Below are 14,223 nucleotides of genomic sequence, written 5' to 3' on the forward strand. Positions count from 1 at the left end.
TCGGGGTGCGTAGCGGGGCGTGCGCGGGCGCACGTCGGTACGGGGCCGGGGCCTTGCGGGCGCGGGGCCTTTCGAGGTGGGGGCCGGCGGCGGGACGTGTCCGCCGCCGCCGGCCCCCGGTCACCGGGGTGTCGGACGGAGTGGATCAGCCGTTGCCGATCTTCTTCCACTCCTCCTGGGCCTTGTTCAGCTCGTCGGCCATCTTGTCGAGGAAGGCCTTCGCCGTGACCTTGCCGAGCAGCAGCTTCTGGAACTCCGGCTCGTTGTCCGCCTTGCTGATGTTGTTCCAGTCCGGCAGGTAGTACGGCAGCTGCACGATCTTGGTGGAACCGTCGGTGAGGGCCTTCGCCGCCAGCTCGGTCGGCTCGGCGGCGCTGATCCACGGGTCCTTGGCGGCCTCGGTGTTGGCCGGGATGGCGCCCGCGGACTCGTTCCACTTGCTGTTGGACTCGTGCGAGGCGGCGAACTCGATGAACTTCCAGGCGGCCGTCTTGTTCTTGCTGGACCGGAAGAGGCCGAGCCCGTCGACGGGGTTGGAGACCTGGACGCGGGTGCCGCCGTCACCGATCGGGTTGGGGATGCCGGCGAACTTCTCCTTGCCGAGGGCCTTCAGGTGGTCCTGGTAGGAGCCGAGGTTGTGGCTGAGCATCCCGATGGTGCCGGTGTCCCACTGGGCGACCATCTTGGTGAAGTCGTTGTTGACGTCGGCGGCGGGCGTCGTCTTCTTGTACAGCGCGGCGTACTTCTCCAGCGCGGCGACGTTCTTCGGGTCGTTGAGCGTCGTCTTGTCGCCGTTCCAGAACTCCGTGATGCCGGACTGGCCGTACGCGGCGTCGATCGCCTGGGCGATGGAACCGGCGCCGCCCCGGATGGTGTAGCCGAACTTGTTGTGCTTGGAGTCGGTGAGCTTCTCGGCCGCCTTGTAGAAGTTGGCCCAGGTGGTGGGCGCCTCCAGGCCGGCCGCCTCGAACAGGTCGGTGCGGTACCAGAGGGCGCCGTTGTTCGCGGAGGTCGGCACGGAGTACATCTCGTCGCCCCGGCCGGCCGCGTCCTTGACGCTCGCGACCATGCCCTCGACGAGCTTTCCGTCCAGGGAGGAGCCCTTGATCCGCGCGTTGAGCGGTTCCAGGGCCTCCTGGGAGACCATGTTGGCCAGGTAGGCGGTGCCGACGCCGCCGACGTCCGGCAGACCGCCGCCCGCGATGGCGGTGTCGTACTTGGACTGCACGTCCGCGATCGGGATCGGGACGTACTTGACCTTGATGTCCGGGTTCTTCTTCTCGAAGTCCTTGATGATCTCGTTCCAGATCGCGGTGCGCGGACCACCGTTGTTGTCCCAGAAGGTGATCTCGCCCTTGCCGCTGCCCTCGGTGCCGGTGTCGCTGCCGTCGTCCCCGCAGGCGGTGGCGGTCAGCGCGAGCACCGCGGCCAGCGAGACGGCGGCCGTGGCCCGCGCGCGCCGCGTCTTCGAGATGTTCATGATCGGCTCTTCTCTCTCGTGTTCTCTCGGGTGGTGCGCGTGAGTGGGGGGTTCGGTGCTCCGCGTGGAGCCGGCCCGGGGCCGGCTCCACGCCGTTCAGGCGGTGGTGCGGAACGCGGTGAAGCGGGCCGTGCCGGCCGGTCCGGTGCCGTCCGGCGCGGTGGCGAACAGGCCGAGCAGGGCGCCGACCCAGCGCCACGGCATCGCGGCGAAGACCTGGCCCGAGGGCCGGAACCCGGTCCCGTCCCCGGTGTCGGCCAGGAACCGGCAGCGGGCCCCCGTGCCCACCTCGATCCGGAGCCGGACGCTCGCCCCCGGCACCGGCCGGGCGTACGCGGCGTCGCGTTCCCGTTCGGCGACGGACTCGGCGTAGCGGTGCACGAGCCGTACGCCGCCGTCGCCGTCCTCCTCGCCGTCGGCCGCCCGCTCCAGACCGATCCAGCTGAACGCGTCGCCCAGCACGGCCAGTCCGGCCTTGGCCCCCGGAACCTCGCTGCCGAGGCTCAGCTCCACCTCGGCGGTGAAGGTCTCGGCGGGCAGCCGCTGGACGAGCACATGCGGCAGGGCCCGCAGATCGTGCGCGTGCGCGGTCCGTACGCAGCTGAGCAGCAGCCCGTCGCCGCCGTGCTCGACGGTCCGGCCGGGGCGCGGATTGGCGGTCCACTGCCACTGCCGGCCGTACCGGCCGCCGGGGAAGCTGTCGCTGGAGGCCGGTGCCGTGACGGTCTGTTCGGGGGCGGTCGGCTTCCGGTGCGCGCGAACGGGCTCGCCCCGGTCGCCGATGACCGGCCAGCCGCCGTCCCCGGCGTCCCAGCGCATCGGCTGGAGGTGCACCACCCGCCCGTAGGGGCCCCGGTCCTGGAAGTGCAGGAACCAGTCCTCGCCGGACGGGGTCGTCACCCAGCCGCCCTGGTGGGGGCCGTTGACGTCGGTGGAGCCCTGGGCGAGGACGACGCGTTCCTCGTACGGTCCGAAGAAGTCCCGGGAGCGGAAGGCGCCCTGCCATCCGGTGGACACCCCGCCGGCCGGGGCGAGGATCCAGAACTCGCCGTCGCGCCGGTAGAGCTTGGGGCCCTCCAGGGTGAACCAGCCGGGGATCGTGTCGGCGTCGACGAGGGTCTTCCCCTCGTCGAGGAGTTCGCGTCCGTCGGGGCTCATCCGGTGGCCGGTGAGCCGGTTCTTGATCCCGGAGCGGGACTTGGCCCAGGCGTGCACCAGATAGGCCTCGCCGGTCTCCTCGTCCCAGAGCGGGCAGGCGTCGATCAGGCCCCGACCGGCCTTGACCAGGTGCGGCGTGGTCCAGGGGCCGCGGATGTCCTCGGCGCTGATCTGCTGGATGCCGTGGTCGGGGTCGCCCCAGAAGATCCAGAACCGGCCGGCGTGGTGGCGCAGCGACGGCGCCCACACCCCCCGGTCGTGGCGGGGCGCGGCGAAGTCGGCGGCCGGCTCCAGCCGGTCCAGGGCGTGGCCGATGAGCGTCCAGTTGACCAGGTCGCGCGAGTGCAGCAGGGGCAGTCCGGGGACCCGTCCGAAGCTGGAGGCGGTGAGGTAGTAGTCGTCGCCGACGCGCACCACGTCGGGGTCGGACCAGTCGGCGTTCAGCACCGGGTTGCGGTAGGTGCCGTCGCCCCGGTCGGCGGTCCAGGGGCGGGTCGCGGCGGCGCTCACGCGGTCACCGCCCGGCGGGCGAGGGCCGCGGCTGCGGCGCGGTCGAGCCGCCCGTCGGCGACGACGGTGACGATCCGGCGCACGACGGTGGCGCCCGCCGGGACGGAGAGGCGCCGGTCGGCGGCGAGGGAGGAGCCGACGCCCGGGTACTCGGCGCCGCGGACGAACCACGGGTCGCGGCGGGTCTCCTCGGTCGCCCCGGCGAAGACCAGGGTCCAGTCCTCGCCGCTCATCGCGATCCAGTCGGCGGCCCGCCCGTGGACGGCCTCCTCGCCCTCGCCGTCCTCGGTGAACAGGAGGGGTGCGGCGGCTTCCTTCGGGGCCCGCCAGAAGAAGCCGCCGTAGCCGGCGCCGGGGCGGCCGTTGGTGGCCGGGCTGCCGATCGACAGCCCGCCGGCGCCCCGGTTGGTGAGCGAGAAGGAGAAGTCCAGCGCCCACGCGGTGTCGCCGAGTGCGGCGGTGGCGACGGTGCGGTGCTCGCGGAGCAGCTCGGTCCCGCCGGCCTCCCAGCTCAGCTCCTCGACGAAGCCGTCCGGGTCTCGGAGCTTCCAGCCCAGGTGGCGCTGGACGCCGTGGTTGTCGAGCGCGGTGGGTCCCTGGCCCCGGACGAAGGTGCGTCCGCCCCAGAAGTTGTACCCGGCCACGTCCGGCACGGCGACGGAGGCGCCGAGGTGGTGGACGTGGTCGGCGGGGCGTTCCTCGGTGACGGGGGTGCCGCCGAGTGTGGTGACCGGGTGGAGGTGGGGGCGGCCGTCCTCGGCCGGTCCGCGGGTGTAGCGGCCGACGGGGCGGCCGGCGCAGCTCAGCACGGCGGTGGTCGTGGTCACGGTGAACTCACCTCGGTAGGAAGTGCCCAGGGGGCGCCGAGTTCGGAGAAGAGCGTGAGGGTGTCGGCGCCCGCCGCGACCAGGGCGTCGATGCCGCGCACCACCCGGCGGGTGGTGGCCGGGGCGGTGCCGGGCGCGGTGTGCCAGGCGCCGTCCGGCAGGGGGCGCGGTTCGGGGGCGGTGCGTACGGCCTCGACGACCTCCATGAACGCGCCGGTGCGGTGCGGCGGTACGAGCAGCGGGGTGTCCCCGGTCAGATGGGCGGCCAGGTTCTCCAGCAGGTCGGTGCGGCCGTGGACGGTCTCCTCGGGGCCGTGTCCGGCGCGCTGGACCAGGACGCGGTCCTGCTTGTACCAGAAGGTGACGCGGCCGCGGTCGCCGTGGACGATCACATAGGGTTCCCCGGCCTGTTCGGCGCAGAGGGTGACGGCCGCGGTGACCGGGAGCCCGGCGGTGGTGGTGATCCGGAGACACGAGGTGTCGTCGGCCTCGATGGGGTTCGCGCGGAAGAGTTCGGTCTCGATGGAGGCGACCTCGTGCGCGGTGCCGTCGCCGGCGAGCGCGAGGGCGGTGGCGACGGCGTGGGCGAGCGGGTTGGTCAGTACGCCGTCGACGACGTCGGTCTCCCCGATGCGGCGCCGCCCGGCCCAGGGGGCCCGCCGGTAGTAGGCGTCGTCGCGGGCCCAGGCGCCGGCGGCCCCGTAGCCGAGGACCGTGCCGATGGCCCCGCCGCTCACCAGGTCCCGGATGGCGGGCACGGCGTGCGAGCCGAAGGACTGGAAGCCGATCTGGCAGGCGGTCCCGGCCTCGCGGACCCCGGCGAGGATGCGGTCGAAGTCGGCGCGGGAGGCGGCGGGGGGCTTCTCCAGGAGGAGGTGCACGCCGCGGGCCGCGGCGGTGAGCGCCAGTGCGGTGTGGGTCTGGATGGGGGTGCAGACGACGGCGGCGCGGGCGCCGGTGGAGTCCAGGAGCGCGCCGAAGTCGTCCGACTGGGCGGGGGGTTCGTCGGCGAAGGCGGCGAGTTCGGTGGCGTCCAGGGGGCGGAGTTCGCAGATTCCGGCGAGCCGGACCAGGCCCCGGTGCTGGAGGCGGCGGATGTTGGCGAGGTGCCAGCGGCCGTGGCCGCGGGCTCCCGCGAGGACGATCGGGACGGGTGCGGTGGGCAGGGACGTCATGTCCGTCACCCCTTCACTGCGCCGGCGCTGAAGCCGGTGATCAGCCACTTCTGGATGAAGGCGAAGACGATCACCACGGGGACCGCGGCGATGACTCCGCCCGCGGCGAGCGCGCCCAGGTCGACGCTGTCCGCGCCGATGAGGGTGTTCAGGCCGACCGGGATCGTCTGCTTGTCCTGTTCGCTGAGGAACATCAGGGCGAACAGGAAGTGGTTCCAGCTGTGCACGAAGGCGAAGGAGCCGACGGCGATGAGTCCGGGGCGCAGCAGCGGCAGGACGACCGCGCAGAAGGCCCGGAAGCGCGAGCAGCCGTCCACCCAGGCGGCCTCCTCCAGGGAGGGCGGCACGTTCTTGATGAATCCGCTGATCAGGATGATGGAGAGCGGCAGCTGGAAGACCGTCTCGGCGATGACCACACTGCCCAGCGAGTTGATCATCTGGAGGTTCTTGAAGATCTCGAAGAGCGGGACGAGCATCAGCGCGCCGGGGATGAACTGGGAGCAGAGCAGCGCCAGCATGAAGCCGCCCTTGATCCTGAAGTCGAAGCGGGCGAGCGCGTAGCCGCCGGCCAGGGCGACGAGGGTGGTGCAGATCAGGGTGCAGACCCCGACGATCATGCTGTTCTGGAAGAAGACGGCGAAGCTGCGCTCGTTCCAGACCTTGGAGAAGTGCTCCCCGGTCATGGGCCAGGGCACCAGCGAGGTGGAGCCCGCGGGGCGCACGGCGAAGAGGAACATCCAGTAGAACGGGACGAGGGTGAAGACCAGGTAGATGCCGAGCGGGACGTAGATCTGCCAGCGCGGCACGTCGTCGAAGGCGCGTTCGCGGCCGGGCCGGGGCCGGCGGCGCGGGGCGCGGGCGGCGGGGTCCGGGGCGGGTGGCCGGGTGGTGTCGGTGCCGTTCTTCTCGGCGAGTGCGGCAGTCACTTGTGGTCGCCTCCGAACTTGCTCAGGCGCAGATAGACGATCGAGCAGAAGAGGAGGATCACGAAGGCGACGGTGGTGAGCGCGGAGGCGTACCCGAAGTCGTGCCCCTCGATGCCGGTGTTGGCGACGTAGAGCGGCAGGGTGGTGGTCTCGCCGGCCGGTCCGCCGCCCGTGAGGGTGTAGAGGAGGTCGACGTTGTTGAACTCCCAGACCCCGCGCAGCAGGGTGGAGAGGATGATCGCGTCCCTGAGGTGGGGCAGGGTGATGTGGAAGAACTGGCGCAGCCGCCCGGCGCCGTCGACCGCCGCCGCCTCGTACAGCTCCTTGGAGACGGACTGGAGGTCGGCGAGGATGAGGATGGCGAAGAAGGGGACGCCGCGCCAGAGTTCGGCGACGGTGGCGGCCCAGAAGACGGTGCCGGTGTCGGAGAGCACCGAGGTGCCGTACTCGCCGATCCCGGCGTCCGCGAGGTAGCGGCTGAAGCCGGTCGAGGAGTTGTACAGCAGGATCCAGATCGTGCTGGTCAGCACCCCGGAGACGGCCCAGGGCGAGAAGACCATGGCCCGGGAGATGCCCCGGCCGATGAAGGTCTGGTTGACGATCAGGGCGAGTCCGAGGCCGAGGGCGAGCTGGAGCGCGACCTGGGTGACCACCCACTGGGCGCTGAAGCCCAGGGTCGTCCAGAACTGGTCGTCCTCGGTGAAGATCCGGGTGAAGTTGTCGAGGCCCGCGAAGCCGTTCCGCCACGGCTTGGTGACGTTGTAGTTCTGCAGGCTGTAGTAGAAGACGCTGAGCACCGGGTAGGCGATGAAGCCCAGCATCAGCAGTCCCGCCGGGGCGATCAGCACATACGGCAGGCTGCGGGGGTTCGCGGAGCGGCGCCTGGGCACCTTGGGCGGTGTGGCCGCGGCGGAGGCTTGGGCCATGACACGTCTCCGTTCTCTCTGGTACGGGGGTGCGGGGTGGTGCCGAGGGTTCGCAAGGGGTGCGGGGTGGTGCGTGTAGTACGCAAGCGCTTGCCGCATACTGTTCGGCATACCGAACAGGGCGGGGCGCCCGAATTCCGTGGGGCCGTTCAGCCGGCGTACGGATCGGGGACTTCTCCCGGCCGGGCCAGGAAGGCGAAGTCGCAGCCGGTGTCGGCCTGGGTGATCTGGTCCTGGTACAGCGCCCCGTAGCCGCGCCCGTACCGGGCGGGCGGCGGGGTCCACGCCGCCCGGCGGCGGTCCAGTTCCTCCTCGGTCACGTCGAGGTTCAGCAGCCGCGCCCCGACGTCCAGGGTGATCGTGTCGCCGGTGCGGACGAGGGCGAGGGGCCCGCCGACGAAGGACTCGGGGGCGATGTGCAGCACGCAGGCGCCGTAACTGGTGCCGGACATCCGGGCGTCGGAGATCCGCACCATGTCCCGCACGCCCTGCTTCAGCAGGTAGTCGGGGATCGGCAGCATGCCGTACTCCGGCATCCCCGGACCGCCCTTGGGGCCGGCGTTGCGGAGCACGAGCACATGGTCCGGGGTCAGGGCCAGCGCCGGGTCGTTGATGGTCCGCTGCATCTCCCGGTAGTCGTCGAAGACGACCGCGGGACCGGTGTGGCGCAGCAGACGCGGTTCGGCGGCGATGTGCTTGATGACGGCCCCGTCCGGGCAGAGGTTGCCGCGCAGCACCGCCACGCCGCCCTCCTCGGCCAGGGCGTTGGAGCGCTCCCGTATGACGTCGTCGTTGTGCACGAGCGCACCGTCGAGCTGTTCGCGCAGGGTGTCGTGGGCGACGGTGGGCCGGTCCAGGTGCAGCACATCGGCGATCCGGGCCAGGAAGCCGGGCAGTCCGCCCGCGAAGTGGAAGTCCTCCATGAGGTACTTCCCGCCGGGGCGCAGATCGGCCAGCACCGGCACGGTGCGGGCGATGCGGTCGAAGTCGTCGAGGGTGAGCTTCACCCCGGAGCGGCCCGCCATGGCGATCAGATGGATGACCGCGTTGGTGGAGCCGCCGAGCGCGAGGACGGTGGCGACGGCGTCCTCGTACGCCTCCGCCGTGAGGATCCGCGAGAGCGTGCGCTGCTCCCACACCAGGTCGACGATCCGCAGTCCGGACGCGGCGGCCATCCGGTCGTGGCCGGAGTCGACGGCCGGGATGGACGAGGCGCCGGGGACGGTGACGCCCAGTGCCTCGGCGGCGGCGGTCAGCGTGGACGCGGTGCCCATCGTCATGCAGTGGCCGGGCGAGCGGGCGAGGCCGTTCTCCAGTTCGCCCATCTCGCAGTCGCCGATGAGTCCGGCCCGCTTGTCGTCCCAGTACTTCCACATGTCGGTGCCCGAGCCGAGCACCTCGTTGCGCCAGTGGCCCGGCAGCATCGGACCGGCCGGCACGAAGACGGTCGGCAGGTCGACGGAGGCGGCGCCCATCAGCAGCGCCGGGGTCGACTTGTCGCAGCCGCCCAGCAGCACCGCCCCGTCCACCGGGTAGGAGCGCAGCAGTTCCTCGGTCTCCATCGCCAGCATGTTGCGGTAGAGCATCGGGGTCGGCTTCTGGAACGTCTCCGAGAGCGTGGAGACGGGGAACTCCAGCGGGAAGCCGCCCGCCTGCCAGACCCCGCGCTTGACCGCCTGGGCCCGGTCGCGGAGATGGACGTGGCAGGGGTTGATGTCGGACCAGGTGTTGAGGATCGCGACGACCGGCTTGCCCAGGTGCTCCTCGGGGAGGTAGCCGAGCTGGCGGGTGCGGGCGCGGTGGCTGAACGAGCGCAGCCCGTCGGTGCCGTACCACTGGTGGCTGCGCAGTTCCTCGGGGGCGATGCGGCCGGTCATATGGACCACCCGGCGATCTCGTCGGCGACCTCGGCGCGCTGGGCCTCGGGCAGCACCCGGCTGGGCGGGCGCACCGCGCGGTCGCACAGTCCGAGCGAGGCCAGGGCCTCCTTGACGACGGTCACGTTGTTGGCGGACTGCCGGTCGGCGCGCAGCTCCTCGAAGCGGCGGATGCGCTCCCACACCTTCATCGCGGCCGCGTGGTCGCCGGCCCGCAGCGCCTCCAGCATCGCCAGGGAGACGCCGGGCGCCACGTTGACGAGGCCGGAGGTGAAGCCGGTGGCACCGGCCGAGAAGTACGAGGGCGCGTACAGCTCGGCGAGGCCGGCCACCCAGACGAACCGTTCCAGTCCCGCGTCCCGGGCGAAGGCGGCGAAGCGCGCGGCGTCCGGGACGGCGTACTTGACGCCCACCACATTGGGGCAGCTGTCGGCGAGCGCCGCCAGGCAGGAGCCGTCGAGGTGCGGGTTGCGGATGTAGGGGACGACCCCGAGTCCGGGGACCGCCTCGGCGATCGCCCGGTGGTAGTCGATCCAGCCGTCCTGCGAGACGTACGGGTGGACGGGCTGGTGCACCATCACCATCGCCGCCCCGGCGTCCCGGGCGTGCTCGGCGGCGGCGACCGCGGTCGGCACGTCGTGCCCCACCCCGACCAGGATCGTGGCGCGGTCCCCGGCCTCGTCGATGGTCAGCTCGGTGACGGTGCGCCGCTCCTCGGGGGTGAGGGCGTAGAACTCCCCGGTGTTGCCGTTCGGGGTGAGGATGCGCACGCCGCCGTCGAGGAGCCTGCGCAGCAGGGCGCGGTGCCGGTCCGTGTCGATGGTGCCGTCCTCGGCGAACGGGGTCACCGGGATCGCCACGACATCTGCGAGGGCCGCCTTCAGCGGGGTGAGGTCCATGCGGACAGGCCTTTCGTCGGTGTGCCGGTTCACGCCGCGTCACCCCCGTCTTCGTCGTCGGGGAACGCGCGGCGGACGAACGACGCGATGTGGTCGTGCAGAGCCCGGACCGCCGCGTCCGCGTCGGCGGCCAGCGCGAGCCGCAGGATCTCCCGGTGCTCGGCCGCCTCCCGCTCCCAGGACGGGTTGGCCGACCAGGCCACGGTCGACACCAGGGCGGCCTGGTCGCGGACCTCGTCCAGCATCCGGGCCAGCAGCGGGTTGCCGCAGGGCAGGTAGAGCGCCCGGTGGAAGTCCCGGTTGGCCAGCGAGCGGTCGGCCTGGTCACCCGAGGAGTCGGCCCGCTCCAGCGCCTCCTGGGCCTCGTCGAGCGAGGCCCTGCGGGTGATGGAGCGGCGCAGCGCCTCCGGTTCGAGGAGCAGCCGTACGTCGTACACCTCGCGGGCCATGGTCGCGTCCACGAGGCGTACGGTCGCGCCCTTGTACTGGCTCATGACGACGAGTCCGGTGCCGGCGAGCGTCTTCAGCGCCTCGCGGACGGGGGTCTTCGACACCCCGAACCGCGCGGCGAGTTCGGTCTCGACGAGCGCCTGCCCTGGTCTCAGCTGCGCCGTGAGGATCGCGTGCTTGATCGCCTCCAGCACGAACTGGGTGCGGGACGGAATCGGGGTGGGCGCAAAGGTCATGGGTGAAGGGCTCTCGCATCTCGCGTATCGCGTCTCATATATGACGTACGAAGTACGACGCGATGAAGCTAGAGGCGCCGGGAATGTTTCGTCAACGCTTCTCGCAGAAGAACTTCGCGGAACGCGGCAACTTCCCTATCCGGCCCCGGACCCGGCCCCGGCCGCCCCGGCCGGCTAGGGCATCCGCCCGATGCCCGCCCCGGGCCTCAGCCCGCAGCCTGACTGCGTAACGGACGTGCAGGTCAGGGAGGTTCGGGTGGGTACGGTGGCGGATTCGGCGACACGGCGGGTCCTGGGGGACCGGACGGCCGCGCTGTTCCTGACGGCGATCGTCGTCTCCGGATTCGGCAGCTCGGCGATGACGCTGGCGGCCGGGGTCTGGGTGAAGTCGCTGACGGGTTCCAGCAGTCTGGCGGCGCTCGCCCTCTTCGCGGTCTGGCTGCCTGTCCTCTTCGGGCCCCCGCTCGGCGCGCTCGCCGACCGGCTGCCCCGCAAGGCCCTGCTCGTCGGGTCGAACCTGGTCATGGCCGTGCTGCTGACCACCCTGACCGCCGTGGACTCGGCCGGGCGGACCTGGCTGCTGTTCGCGGTCCTCGTGGTGTACGGCACGAGCTTCGTGCTCACGGACGCGGCCGAATCGGCCCTGGTCGCCCAGGCCGTGGAGAGCCGGCTGCTCGGCGACTTCAACGGGCTGCGGATGACCGCCAACGAGGGCATGAAACTGATCGCGCCGCTGACCGGCGCCGCGCTCTACGCCCGTTACGGGGGCGGCGCGGTGGCCCTCCTGGACGCCGCGTCCTTCGCGCTGGCCGCCGGGCTGTACGCCCTGCTCAGGACCCGCGGAAGGGCCCAGGAGGCCCGCGCGGACCGGCGCGGCGGCTGGGCGGCGGGCCTGCGGCACATCCGGGAGTCGCCGAGCCTGCGTCCGCTGGTCCTCGCCGCGGGGGCCACGATGTTCTGCGCCGGTCTCAACGGGGCCACCCTGTACGCCGTCCTGGACCGCACCCTGGACCGCTCCCCCTCGTACGCCGGGGTGCTCTCCGTCGCCCAGGGCGCCGGTTCCGTCGCGATCGGGCTGCTCGCCGGACCGCTCATGCGCCGGCTGCGGGAACGGGTCTTCGCGGCGGCGGGCATCGCCGTGTTCGGGGTGGCGGTGGTGGCGCGCGCGGTCCCGGACGACACGGTGGCCCTGGTCGCCTGCGCGCTCGTCGGGACGGGTCTGCCGTGCGTCCTGATCGCCGCCATGACGGCCGTCCAGCGGGAGACCCCGGAGGCGCTCCTCGGCCGGACGTCCGCCACCGCCGGCACCCTGATGATGGCCCCGAACGCCGCCGCGCTGGCCCTCGGGGCGGGGCTGGTCGCCGTGACGGACCTCCCGGTCCTGCTGTCCCTGATCGGCGCGGCGGCCCTGCTGACCGCCGCGCTGCTGGTCACGGGCCGGCGGGACCCCGCCGCCGCCGGCCCGCCGTCAGCCGCCGAGGTGTGACAGCGCCGCTCGCACGGCCGTCAGATCGCTGTCCGGAGCCAGACCCGCGTGGTACAGGCGCAGTTGGTTCGCGCCGAGCGAGACGGCGTGCGCCGCGTCGCGCTCCAGGGTGTCCGGGCTGCCGCCCATCCCCCTCACCACGGTGAAGTTGGCCGCGACGACGCCCTCCCGGCCGGCGAACGGGCCGATCACCGCCTCGCGCGCCGCGTCCCCGCCCGTGCAGGGCAGCACCACACCGTCGGCCACGGACAGGATGTGCCCGGCGTCCACCCCGGCGTTGGCACCACAGCGGTACGGGGCGGGGTCCGCGTGCAGCAGCACCTGGAAGTCCGGCGCGGCGGCGGCCCGCACGGCGGCGACCACCGACTCCTGCAGCCCCCGGGCCACCTCGGTGCGGAAGGCGAGCGTGGCGGCCGCGAGATCCGCGCCGAGCAGCTTCTCCACCGCGTCCCAGCCGGTCCCCGCGTCGGCCCCGCCGGCCCAGACCGGCTCCAGCGCCCGGCGCACGGCACGGGCCGACTCCTCGGCGTCGAGCCCTGCCGCGCCGTACCCGTCCCGGCAGACGGAGCAGAAGCACAGCGACATCAGGTACTGCGCCGCGTCGCCGAGTCCGACGCCGGCGACCTTGTCGTGCGCGTGCAGATGGGCGAAGCCGTACCAGCCGCAGGACTCCAGCTCGGTGCCCCGCGCCCCGGCGCGCGGCGCGGCCTCCGCGGCCAGCTCCACCAGATACGCCCGTACCTCGGGCCGGGCGATGCACGGCGCCCACGGATAGCGGTCGCCGTAGGCGTTGACCACGGAGGTGTCCGGATGCTCGGCGCCCAGCCGCGAGTTGTGCGCGAGCACCACCCAGCTGTGCACGTCCAGACCGGCCCCGGCCAGCGCCTCGGCGGCCTCCGCGTAGGCGTCCCGCGACGCCACCCACGACGAGGTGTACGGGCGCAGCGCACGCCCCGCCCAGCGCGCCGGATCCGGCGGATAGAGCACCGCCGCGTGCTCGGCGGTGACGATGCGGTGGCCAGGGTGACGCGGGGTCAGCGCCCGGGTGGAGTGGTAGGCGGAGGCCAGCGTCACCTGCTGGACGCCCAGCTCCGCGATCCGGGCGGCGGCGTCCGGGTCCCCGACGACGTCCCAGGGGTAGAGGAAGGCCGACGCCCTCATCCGCGCGCCTCCGCTTCCGCGCCGTCCAGCAGCGCCCGGCCGGCCGCGATGATCTCCGTCAGCTCCTCGATGTGCGCGGCCGGCGGCTCGGTGAGGGGGCTGCGGACCTCGCCGACGTCCAGGCCCTGGAGCCGGACGGCGGCCTTGACCAGCGAGACGGCGTAACCGCGGCCCTTGGCCCGCAGTTCGACGAGTGGGCGGTAGAAGGTGTCGAGCAGGGCGTTGACGCGGCTGTCGTCACCGGCCTCCAGCGCCCGGTAGAAGGCCAGCGCGATGTCGGGGGCGAAGGCGAAGACCGCCGAGGAGTAGAGCGTGACGCCGATGCCCCGGTAGGCGAGACCGGTCAGTTCGGCGGTCGGCAGCCCGTTGAAGTACAGGAAGTCCCCGTCCGGGAGTCCGGTGCGCACGGCGCTGACGATCCGCTGCATCAGGTCCAGGTCGCCGTAGCCGTCCTTCAGCCCGATGATGCCGGGGGTCCGGGCGAGTGCGACGACGGTCTCGGGCGTGAACACGGCGTTGTCGCGCTGGTAGACGATCGTCTCCAGGCCGGTCGCCCCGGCGAGCGCCGTGTAGTGGGCGAGCAGTCCCGGCTGGTCGGCGACGACCAGGTACGGCGGCATGGCGAGCAGCCCGTCGGCACCGGCCTCCTCGGCGAGCCTCGCGAACCGCACGGCCAGCGCGGTGCCGTAGCCGGCGCCGGCGACGACGGGGACCTCGCCCGCGGTCTCCTCGACGGCGGCGGCGACCAGGAGGCGGAACTCCTCCGGGGTCAGGGCGTGGAACTCCCCCGTACCGCAGCAGGCGAAGACGGCCGCCGCGCCGGCGTCCACACCGGCGCGCACATGCGCGCGGAAGGCTTCGGGATCGACGGAACCGTCCGGTCCGTACGCGGTGACGGGGAAGAAGAGGGGTCCGGCGACGGCGGTGAGCCGGGCGGCGAGAGGGGCTGAGGTCACGGGGCGCTCCCTGAGCGGCTTCAAGCGTGCACGTTTCTGATTAGCGTCCATATTCATGAACGCCTTCACGCTAGAGCAGAGGGTCGGCGGGGTCAAGGTGGATACCAACCGCCCAACGGTCGAGGTACGCGCTACGGACCCCCCTTGACGCCGACC

At 72.6% G+C, this 14,223-nt stretch carries 12 protein-coding genes; 1 reads left to right on the forward strand and 11 read right to left on the reverse strand.

The window, feature by feature from the left end; all coding sequences use genetic code 11:
• Nucleotides 1–145: 145 nt before the first annotated feature.
• The 9 genes from ACFVDM_RS33820 to ACFVDM_RS33860 form a co-directional block, all read right to left on the reverse strand.
• Nucleotides 146–1,480, reverse strand: a complete 1,335-nt coding sequence (locus tag ACFVDM_RS33820) for an ABC transporter substrate-binding protein (RefSeq protein ID WP_383649570.1) — start codon at nucleotides 1,478–1,480, stop codon at nucleotides 146–148.
• Between the two features lie 96 nt (nucleotides 1,481–1,576).
• Nucleotides 1,577–3,148, reverse strand: coding sequence for a family 43 glycosylhydrolase (locus ACFVDM_RS33825; RefSeq protein WP_383649574.1), 1,572 nt, complete (start codon nucleotides 3,146–3,148; stop codon nucleotides 1,577–1,579).
• On the reverse strand, nucleotides 3,145–3,975 hold the full coding sequence (locus ACFVDM_RS33830; protein ID WP_383649579.1) for a PmoA family protein: 831 nt from the start codon (nucleotides 3,973–3,975) through the stop codon (nucleotides 3,145–3,147). Before ACFVDM_RS33830 ends, ACFVDM_RS33825 begins: the two co-directional genes overlap by 4 nt.
• A complete protein-coding gene (locus ACFVDM_RS33835) occupies nucleotides 3,972–5,150 on the reverse strand; it encodes a Gfo/Idh/MocA family protein (protein ID WP_383649582.1) in 1,179 nt (392 codons plus the stop codon). Before ACFVDM_RS33835 ends, ACFVDM_RS33830 begins: the two co-directional genes overlap by 4 nt.
• Nucleotides 5,151–5,155: 5 nt before the next feature.
• Entirely contained in the window at nucleotides 5,156–6,076 is a 921-nt protein-coding gene (locus ACFVDM_RS33840; RefSeq protein WP_383649585.1) for a carbohydrate ABC transporter permease, read from the reverse strand.
• A complete protein-coding gene (locus ACFVDM_RS33845) occupies nucleotides 6,073–7,002 on the reverse strand; it encodes a carbohydrate ABC transporter permease (RefSeq protein ID WP_383649589.1) in 930 nt (309 codons plus the stop codon). Before ACFVDM_RS33845 ends, ACFVDM_RS33840 begins: the two co-directional genes overlap by 4 nt.
• A 149-nt stretch (nucleotides 7,003–7,151) precedes the next feature.
• Nucleotides 7,152–8,879: an L-arabinonate dehydratase gene (gene araD, locus ACFVDM_RS33850; RefSeq protein WP_383649591.1), complete on the reverse strand. Its 1,728-nt coding sequence runs from the start codon at nucleotides 8,877–8,879 to the stop codon at nucleotides 7,152–7,154.
• A complete protein-coding gene (locus ACFVDM_RS33855; RefSeq protein WP_383649595.1) occupies nucleotides 8,876–9,778 on the reverse strand; it encodes a dihydrodipicolinate synthase family protein in 903 nt (300 codons plus the stop codon). The genes araD and ACFVDM_RS33855 overlap by 4 nt, the downstream gene beginning before the upstream one ends.
• Nucleotides 9,779–9,807: 29 nt before the next feature.
• Nucleotides 9,808–10,464 carry a GntR family transcriptional regulator gene (locus ACFVDM_RS33860; protein ID WP_383649598.1) on the reverse strand — a complete coding sequence of 219 codons (657 nt, stop codon included), beginning with the start codon at nucleotides 10,462–10,464 and terminating at the stop codon, nucleotides 9,808–9,810.
• Between the two features lie 265 nt (nucleotides 10,465–10,729).
• Between ACFVDM_RS33860 and ACFVDM_RS33865 the strand changes: the two genes are divergently transcribed.
• Nucleotides 10,730–11,950 (forward strand): MFS transporter, encoded by a 1,221-nt coding sequence (locus ACFVDM_RS33865; RefSeq protein ID WP_383649707.1) that lies wholly within the window; start codon nucleotides 10,730–10,732, stop codon nucleotides 11,948–11,950.
• On the opposite strand, the gene ACFVDM_RS33870 is transcribed toward ACFVDM_RS33865, so the two are convergent.
• Both ACFVDM_RS33870 and ACFVDM_RS33875 read right to left on the reverse strand, forming a co-directional pair.
• Complete coding sequence (locus ACFVDM_RS33870; protein ID WP_383649603.1) at nucleotides 11,933–13,111, reverse strand: hypothetical protein; 1,179 nt, start codon at nucleotides 13,109–13,111, stop codon at nucleotides 11,933–11,935. The two genes, ACFVDM_RS33865 and ACFVDM_RS33870, sit on opposite strands and share 18 nt — an antisense overlap.
• The gene (locus ACFVDM_RS33875) at nucleotides 13,108–14,067 is read right to left on the reverse strand and encodes a 5-dehydro-4-deoxyglucarate dehydratase (RefSeq protein WP_383649607.1); all 960 of its coding nucleotides are present in this window, start codon (nucleotides 14,065–14,067) and stop codon (nucleotides 13,108–13,110) included. Before ACFVDM_RS33875 ends, ACFVDM_RS33870 begins: the two co-directional genes overlap by 4 nt.
• Nucleotides 14,068–14,223: the final 156 nt, after the last annotated feature.

It is taken from the genome of Streptomyces sp. NPDC057682 (assembly GCF_042799575.1).
Lineage (GTDB): Bacteria > Actinomycetota > Actinomycetes > Streptomycetales > Streptomycetaceae > Streptomyces.